Origin of the sequence: Synechococcales cyanobacterium T60_A2020_003, assembly GCA_015272205.1 — a bacterium.
Classification (GTDB): Bacteria; Cyanobacteriota; Cyanobacteriia; order RECH01; family RECH01; genus JACYMB01.
The window spans coordinates 1-8,108 of record JACYMB010000303.1; the positions used below are offsets into that span (position 1 = coordinate 1).

At 52.0% G+C, this 8,108-nt stretch carries 6 protein-coding genes and 1 pseudogene; 2 read left to right on the forward strand and 5 right to left on the reverse strand.

Annotated features, from left to right (window positions below):
- Positions 1–527: 527 nt before the first annotated feature.
- A complete protein-coding gene (locus tag IGR76_14905) occupies positions 528–1,208 on the forward strand; it encodes a thermonuclease family protein (protein ID MBF2079765.1) in 681 nt (226 codons plus the stop codon).
- A gap of 230 nt (positions 1,209–1,438) precedes the next feature.
- Positions 1,439–2,497: a hypothetical protein gene (locus IGR76_14910; protein MBF2079766.1), complete on the forward strand. Its 1,059-nt coding sequence runs from the start codon at positions 1,439–1,441 to the stop codon at positions 2,495–2,497.
- Between the two features lie 96 nt (positions 2,498–2,593).
- Here the strand turns inward: IGR76_14910 and IGR76_14915 are convergent, their stop codons facing one another.
- The 5 genes and pseudogenes from IGR76_14915 to IGR76_14935 all read right to left on the reverse strand — a co-directional run bounded on the left by IGR76_14915 (position 2,594) and on the right by IGR76_14935 (position 7,948).
- Entirely contained in the window at positions 2,594–4,513 is a 1,920-nt protein-coding gene (locus tag IGR76_14915; GenBank protein ID MBF2079767.1) for an ABC-F family ATP-binding cassette domain-containing protein, read from the reverse strand.
- A gap of 203 nt (positions 4,514–4,716) precedes the next feature.
- Positions 4,717–5,667 carry a MoxR family ATPase gene (locus IGR76_14920; protein MBF2079768.1) on the reverse strand — a complete coding sequence of 317 codons (951 nt, stop codon included), beginning with the start codon at positions 5,665–5,667 and terminating at the stop codon, positions 4,717–4,719.
- Between the two features lie 21 nt (positions 5,668–5,688).
- A complete protein-coding gene (locus tag IGR76_14925; GenBank protein ID MBF2079769.1) occupies positions 5,689–6,909 on the reverse strand; it encodes a DUF4350 domain-containing protein in 1,221 nt (406 codons plus the stop codon).
- Positions 6,906–7,490 (reverse strand): DUF4129 domain-containing protein, encoded by a 585-nt coding sequence (locus IGR76_14930; protein MBF2079770.1) that lies wholly within the window; start codon positions 7,488–7,490, stop codon positions 6,906–6,908. The genes IGR76_14925 and IGR76_14930 overlap by 4 nt, the downstream gene beginning before the upstream one ends.
- A gap of 86 nt (positions 7,491–7,576) precedes the next feature.
- Positions 7,577–7,948: pseudogene (locus IGR76_14935) on the reverse strand (hypothetical protein).
- Between the last annotated feature and the right edge of the window lie 160 nt (positions 7,949–8,108).

The following is an 8,108-nucleotide window of genomic DNA, read 5'->3' on the forward strand; positions in this document are numbered from 1 at the left end:
TGAAATTTACCATGCCTCTCCTGCCCGCAACCCCTCTTTCATGCAACAACGCCACATAATCTTACAAAGAATCTACAAAAAAAGATATCAGAGTAGAGAGTTGCCCAATCTCCTTGTCATACGGTATCAATCTTTCTAAATGGAGCTTCTATCTCTAAGCCTTGCTGCATCAACTCTAGGGGTATCTCTAGTTCTTGAGTATGATAATTTGAAGGGACTGAAGGCGCAGGGGAAAGGTTGGGAATGAACCGTTGAGTTCGGTGGCGTGGGAGTCTGATTTGTTTGATATGAACTGTCGAGTTTTAGAAAGAAAGATTCGGTATCGTGGTAGAGATATCGTGGTTGGTATCCGACTCAGAGGGGGGATGAAGCGTTTATCGTTCGATGTAATCTGTAGATTGATCGTTTTCTCAGAAGCCTTATTTCTGCTGAGTTGCAACAATTCCTCTAGCCCATCTGTACCGATTTCGTCCCAGCCTCCAACGCGTGAGCCGTTTTCAACGACGTTCGTTGATACGACATTACCCATGGCTGCGGAGAGGGCTCTTGATACAGCCACCGTTGTTTCTGTTGGCGATGGGGATACCCTCAGAGTTGATCTGGAGAATGCGGTGATTACGGTTCGGCTGGCCTGTATTGATGCGCCGGAAACGACCCAAGTTCCTTGGGGAAGGTTGGCAACCGATCGACTCGCTGAGATGCTACCACGGGGACAGATCGTACAGGTACGCCAAGTTGGACGCGATCGCTACGGTCGCACGGTCGCTGAACTGTATTTGGACGGGGAATCTATAAATTTAAGGTTGGTTTCAGAGGGGGTTGCCGTCGTCTATCCGGAATACTTGGCCAATTGTGCAGACACCCAAGACCTCTATCTTCAGGCAGAAGCGATCGCCCAATCTGCGCGGATTGGCTTTTGGGCAGACGATAACCCGATCATGCCGTGGAATTTTCGCAGAGGCGTTCCCTCGCAATCTCCGTCTGGCGTTGGTGCACCCCCTCCTATCGAGAATTTCCCTTCACAATCCATCCCGTCCCCAGACTCGCAACCGTCACCATCCTCCTTACCGATGTGTGTACAGTCAGACTGTGACTGTGCCGATTTTGCCACTCAAGCAGAGGCTCAGGCCGTTCTCAACGCCTTTCCAGGAGATCCCCACCGCTTAGATGGCGATCGCGACGGCATTGCCTGCGAGAGCTTGCCTTGAATCCTCTAAATACCAATTCCAAAAATTGGGGTTACAGATGGGGGTTCAGGGGGGCACCCCCTGATGAGGGATCAGTCCCCCATACCCCCTCAATCTGTAGCAGGGTTTTAGAGAATTGGTATAACAAGACAGGATGACTTCGTTGATTCGCTACGCTTCGTTAACGTTTACGCCATCACCCTCCATTTCAGAGGAGGATGGAGGTAGAGAGATGTGGAGTACTGTGGCTCATGAATCAACAACGCCTGCGAGCCTATATCAACCTCATTCAGCAGTTACTAACCTGTCCCAGTGGAGAAGAGTGGATTCTCCTCCGCCAGCATGAAACCTTAGTAACGCCCGAACTGGTGCAAGTAATGGAACAGGTCGCCACGCAACTTGCCAGTCAAGGGAATGTAAAAGAAGCAAAGTTTCTCCACAATCTGGCGGGTCAGATCCATCATTTATTCGTGGCGCAAACGGTGCCACCCGCTGGTGAGGATGAGCAGAGTCAAGCCTATATTGAGCTGATCAAAGCGCTTTTAGAATGTCCGCAAGGGGAGGAAGGAGAGTTATTGGCCGCGCATCAAGAGTTGATTGGGCCGGGACTCGTCCATACGATGCACCAAGTGGCGAGACAACTGGCGGCGGGAGGCGATCAAGATGCGGCTCAGTATTTGCAATTTTGGGCCGGAGAACTGAGCAAGATCTGGCTACAACAGCATGAGTTCCAGCCGCTAACCCAGCAAAAGCCAGTTGAGGAGTCCTCCTCTCGTGCTTCGATGGCAACTCCACCTGAAGCAGCTCAGCAAGCGCGATCGCCCCTCCATCCAGAATCCCAGGCATCCTCTCCCCCTGAAGTCCCGGCTCCTGAAGAAGAAGACTTTTGGGCGGAACCCGTAGCACCATCGGCGCAGGCAGCACCAACGGAAGTCCTGGCTTCCCCTGTCCCATCTCCTGCCCCGAAATTCAGGGAATATCCTGAACCAGAACGAACCGATCGATCACCCTCCATGGACGAAATGAATCGCCATTTAGAGGCGATCGCCACTGCTCTAACACATATCAGTGCAAGCTTAACGCCAATTCCGCCGCCGCCCAGCGATCCCCTGTGGTACATGGACGTGCTGGAACGGGCTTATGCTGGACAATGGATACTGACGAGTGGCGAAATTCAGCAGTTAATTGGTGTGAAACCGTCCTGTCCTCGAGATAGCAATAGGTTTCAGCGAGGCAGTTGGATTTTTGTCAAAGCCGGGAAATTGGGTTCCCAAACCGCTTGGCGGGTGGAAAAAGAGAAAGGGGCGTAGGGGCGGGTTTCGCAATCAAACTCCGGTAGGGAACAAGGTCTATCATCTAAACCCGCCCGTACCTGTCCTCATTTATGGGAAGAAATCATTCCTGGTCTAAGCTTCTACCCGTTCCGCAAGTTCCAGCCAGCGTTCCGTCGCCGTTTCGATTGTCGTCGTGAGTTCGGCCAATCGCTCGGTCATCTTTTGCAGTTGCGTATAGTCGCTGGGTGGGTTGATATACATCTCTTTTTCCAATGCCTCCCGCTCAGCTTCCCATTCTGGAATCCGGGTTTCTAATTGCTCATACTCCCGCTTTTCCTTAAACGTAAGCTTCCGAGATTTTTGATCGTCGCTTGGTTTGGAGCGAGGATTGGATTTTTGGGGTGTGGGTGTAGCGTCTCGAACTCGCTCGGCTTCGGCCTCTTCTGCTTCCTGCCGGAAATCGAGATAGATGGAGTAGTTGCCGGGATACTGACGGATTTCGCCACCGTCCTCAAAAGCAAAAATGGTGTCTACGGTGCGGTCTAGGAAATAGCGATCGTGAGATACGACAATGACGCAGCCGTTGAAGTCTTCAAGATATTCTTCCAACACGCCCAACGTTTGCACGTCGAGATCGTTCGTGGGTTCGTCCAAGATCAGCACGTTGGGGGCTTGCATCAAGACGCGCAGCAGAAAGAGGCGGCGTCTTTCTCCCCCGGATAGCTTATGAATGGGTGCGTATTGCTGATCGGGCGGAAAGAGAAACCGTTCCAGCATTTGGGATGCTGTGATCACGCTGCCATCCACAGTTTTGACTAATTCGGCAACTCCTTTTAGATATTCGATCACCCGCTGATTTTCGTTGATGTTCACGTCTTCAGAGTACTGATCAAAATATCCAATGTGAATGGTGCTGCCAATTTCGACCGTACCGGAATCGGGTTCAACCCGTCCGGTAATGATGTTCATGAGCGTGGATTTTCCAGAGCCGTTGCCGCCAATAACCCCAATCCGGTCTTCAGGATTGAAGAGATAGGTGAAGTCTTTAATCAGAGTGCGTCCGTCGTAGCCCTTGGAAATGTTGTGAAGCTCGATTACTTTTTTGCCAATCCGACGTCCCACGGTGGAAATATCGACTTTTCCCTGCGCCTGCTTGAACTCCTGTTCCTGCATCTTGTGGATGCGATCGATCCGTGCCTTTTGTTTCGTGCTACGCGCCTTTGGCCCTCGTTTGAGCCACTCCAACTCTCGCCGCAGCACGCCTGCATGTTTGCGTTGGCTACTGAGGGCGGATTCTTCAGCCTCCGCTTTTTTCGTTAAGTAGTAGGCGTAGTTTCCGGAGTAGGCATAGAGATCGCCGCGATCGACTTCAAGGATGCGGTTCGTCACTTGATCTAGAAAATAGCGATCGTGGGTAATGAGCAACACGGCACCTGGATAGCGGTTGAGATAGCTCTGCAGCCATTCCACGGAGAGGGCATCCAGGTGGTTGGTGGGTTCGTCCATGAGCAGCACGTCTGGTTCGGATAGGAGGGCTGTGGCGATCGCAATGCGTTTACGGTAGCCGCCCGATAGGGTGGCAATCTTAGCGTCAAAATCCTCAATCCCCAGCTTGCTCAGGATGACCTTGGCCTTAGTTTCCAGTTCCCAGGCATTGGCGGCTTCGATCCGTTGAGATATGCGCGAAAGTTGAGTCATTAGGTCATCGGTGTTGCCTTGACCGTGGGCAAGCCGACTCGAAATCGCCTCGTATTCCCGAATCAACGCCATTTGTTCACCACTATCGGCAAAGACCTGTTCAAGCACGGTGTAATCGTCGTTGAGGTCGGGCTGTTGGGGCAGGTAGACAATCTTGGCACCAGAGTTGACCCACAGGTCGCCACCGTCGATCGGCTCTAGTCCGGCGATCATTTTCAGGAGGGTAGATTTCCCCGAACCATTGGTGCCGATCAATCCAACTTTATCCCCTTCTTCCAAGGTAAAACTAGCATCTCGCAGGATTTCCTTGATGCCAAAGTCTTTTTTGAGCGATCGCACGGTGAAGATAGTCATAGCCGGAGGGGGTATTTATGTCGAGATGATTAATATCAAGTCCTGAATCTATGATCCATTCTAAGGAGGGGCGGGTTGCAGACAGCCCTTAACGCGTATCGGAGTTCAACAGCAAAACCCGCCCGTACCCATAATCGGGTTGAGAAAAGGGCATAGGGCCAATCGGGATTGCAGACTTGGGAGAACCATTCCACCACCATTATTTATCGCGGGACAGGAACCTGACCCAAAATTGATCGAATTACATCATCGACCTTCAAGCCATCCAACTGCGCTTCGGGACGCAGGATCAGACGATGGCGCAGCAGGGGAGGGGCGATCGCCTTAACGTCATCAGGGGTCACAAAATTTCGACCCGAAAGCCACGCATGAGCCTTACTCGCTTGCAGCCACGCCACCGCCGAGCGAGGAGAGCCACCCAACGCTAAGTCCGGATGTTGTCGGGTGCGGTGAACCAACGCCAGAACGTAATCCAAGGTTGGGTCGGCACATTGAACGGCTGTCACCGCTTTCCGAGCATGGAGAACCTGATCGACGATAGCAGTTGGGGGAATTTTAGCCAAATCTGAGCGGCGGTTTGTCCGTCCTGCTTGCGCCGCCAGGAGCATTTGTTTCTCGGATTTGGCATCGGGATACTCAACCACCAGCTTGAATAGAAAACGATCGAGCTGGGCTTCAGGTAAGGGATAGGTTCCTTCAAATTCCAGCGAGTTCTGGGTGGCGATCACCCAAAATAGCTCCGATAGGGGTAGGGTTTGTCCATCAAGGGTCACCTGCTGTTCCTCCATCGCCTCTAAGAGGGCGGACTGGGTTTTGGGTGGCGTGCGGTTGATTTCGTCCGCGAGGAGGATTTGGGTAAAGACTGGGCCTCGCTTCAAGGTAAAGCTGCGGGTGTTGAGGTCAAAAATACTGGTTCCCACAATGTCCGATGGGAGAACATCTGGCGTAAGCTGAATGCGGCGAAACTCGGCTTTGATGAGCTGCGCTAAGGCTTTCACCATTAGGGTCTTCCCCGTTCCCGGCACTCCTTCCAAAATCACATGCCCCCCAGAGAGCAGCGCCACCATCAGTTGCCGAATCAAAACCGATTGCCCCACGACAATTTGTCCAAGGCTTTTCTCTAATTGTTCAAAGATTGTTGTTGATTCATCCACAGTGTGACCGTACTCCCACAGTTAAGAACGTAAAACAGGGTGTGATTGGGGTTGTGCCTCGACGTTTGCGAGCGTCGGCGATCCTCGTTCGGGCAGATGATGGCGGATCTGGGCGATCGCCTCTAGCCACTGCTGTAGCTCTACCTCGGTCATTGATTTTCTCACAGGACGTGAAGAGGACAGCAGGGGATGCAGATCATCGGGCGATCGCCCCGTTTGTGCCTCCCATGCAGCCTTTAGCGTTTCTGTTTCCAGGGGCGTATCTCCAAACCCAAGCGATCGCTGCACATTGAGTAATTCAGCCTTTTTCAGCGTTTCTACGGCAAAATCGGTGCAGTTCGCTTTTAGCAGAATACTGGCTAGGGCGTTGATATAGCTGCGATTGTTGTCTTGGGTAGGATGACGAAGCTTATCCTCAGGGCCAAGCCGTCGATTAAGTCCCCAGATCAAGAGCATCAGGACGCCTACCCCTTGCAGAGCCAAGATTGACAGCGGAGTTTCCCAGAGATATGCCCCTAAACTGCCCCCGGTCTCTTCGGTAATCGTGTCATCGTCCTTATAACCATGCAAATACTCATCGACGTAAATCGGATGCCCAATATTCTCCAGTAACGTTGCCAAGAATTCAAAGTTTCCCGGCTCGTTCTGGTACGCATTAGCGGCAAGGTGGGGCGTCACGACAAAAATGACCCGTCCCCTGCCGATCGTTTCCTCCCAGGCGATCGCCCCATACGGGTCTTCGAGTAATGCCTTAGGCTTGGCCTCCTCCAGACCTTGATAGGTGAGGGGAAACGATAGGGAATGGCGGCGGCGCGTTTCGATCACGACCTTTCCCTGAGGACTGGCGATGTCCGACCGAAAGGGGGCGTTGGTTATACGGGTACGCATCCCAACCTGCAGTAGAACATTGCCTTGGCTAATCCATTCGCGATCGTAAACAATGGGCGATGGCGATGGCATAAAGTCGGTCTGAATTTGCAAGAGTGTTATTGGAGTCTTAGGTCGATCTTTCTTCCGGCTTTCTGAGGTGCTTAAAAAGACATCCGTAGGTTTTTCCCACCGTTCAACAGGAGTACCGCGATCGCCCATGTAGGCATACCAGGCTCCGTAGCCACTGGGATTACGACTGTAAGTTGAACCCGTGCCCAGATTGTTTTGCCGGGGAGCAAGGAATATGGTCAGAGCAAGCAGCGCCAGCACAAACAGCGCAAGTCCGACCCCGTAGCGCTTACGACTATTCATGGGCGATTTAACTCATCGTAAGCTTGCCAGCAGCGATCGCACTCCTCCGCAGAGATTTGAGCTTGACCAAAGCGGAGGCGTTCGTGAGTGCGGATGATGAATTGATAAGGATTAGGGCGATCGAGGTGGCACGTTAACGAGAGATATTCGCCATCGGTGCGACTGGGATCGAGGGGAATCAGATTTTGCTGATCGAGATGATGTAAAACGGCCATATAGAGCGCATGACACGCCTCACCGTACTGTCCCCGTTGCTGAGCTTGGCGCGATCGCGTGAGCCAATCAGACATGGTCAGCGATGGTGTGACAGCCTCAGAGGCTTGGAGTTGAGTGGGAAAGAGAGAGTCTAAAAACGGGCGCATGTAGGGACGCAGCAGCAGATAAAGCCAACGCCCAACGATGATCACCATCCCCGTCAGAATGATCCAAAATAAAAGGCGCGAAATCCACTCAGGAGGAGCGCTAGGGTTCGGGATATCGGGGCCACCTCCCCACAGTCCTTCAAACCCTTCACCCACCCGCTGGGAAAATTTCTGGATCTCCCAGGGAATGCTATGTTCTTGAAACTCGCCTGCTGCCACGCCTGTATCCTGTGAGCGGTGTTCCTCTAATAGTAACCTGCTCTAAAAATAGAACCAAGAGCTCCGGTTTCTGTTACTCACACAATTTATGACGGACAGGCTGCACTCTCCCGCACCGTAGATTTTTGCTGTGCATCGTTAGCCGCTCGCAGTTCCAGATAGTGGTATAAGTACTCGGTGATTATGCCGTGCAGCATCAGATTTCGGGCGGCAGCAAAGGGACTGTTCGGCGCAAGGGGGTGGCGATTGGTAATGACATGATTCCAGTTGTAATCGCCCGTAACGGTGCTGACGTAGATCCCAAAGTTTTCATCAAATTGGAGGGAGACCACGGCACGGAAAAACTCATCGCTGGTGAGGCAAAGGGAGTAGAACACCTTAAACAGCTCGATCGCGGATTCCAGATCTAAAATCTGTGTCCATTTCCGGTTTGAAACATCGATATCTAAGTCCACAGGACCAGCCCTCTAAAGGTTATTTGAGAGCTTCTTAACATTTTCTATCATCCTTGTTATCAGTGGCTTTTGGGCTTCTATTCTAAAAGCTAAACGTCTAACACCCACGTTTGAGCCATGATTTTAGGAGAAGTGTTTGAGCGGTTCATCACTGAGAGTCCGT

What these genes read in the sequence shown, in the direction of transcription:
- IGR76_14925 (MBF2079769.1), bottom strand. Translation starts at nt 6,909, where the DNA reads ATGAATAGTCGTAAGCGCTACGGGGTCGGACTTGCGCTGTTTGTGCTG.
- IGR76_14910 (MBF2079766.1), top strand. Translation starts at nt 1,439, where the DNA reads ATGAATCAACAACGCCTGCGAGCCTATATCAACCTCATTCAGCAGTTA.
- IGR76_14915 (MBF2079767.1), bottom strand. Translation starts at nt 4,513, where the DNA reads ATGACTATCTTCACCGTGCGATCGCTCAAAAAAGACTTTGGCATCAAG.
- IGR76_14905 (MBF2079765.1), top strand. Translation starts at nt 528, where the DNA reads ATGGCTGCGGAGAGGGCTCTTGATACAGCCACCGTTGTTTCTGTTGGC.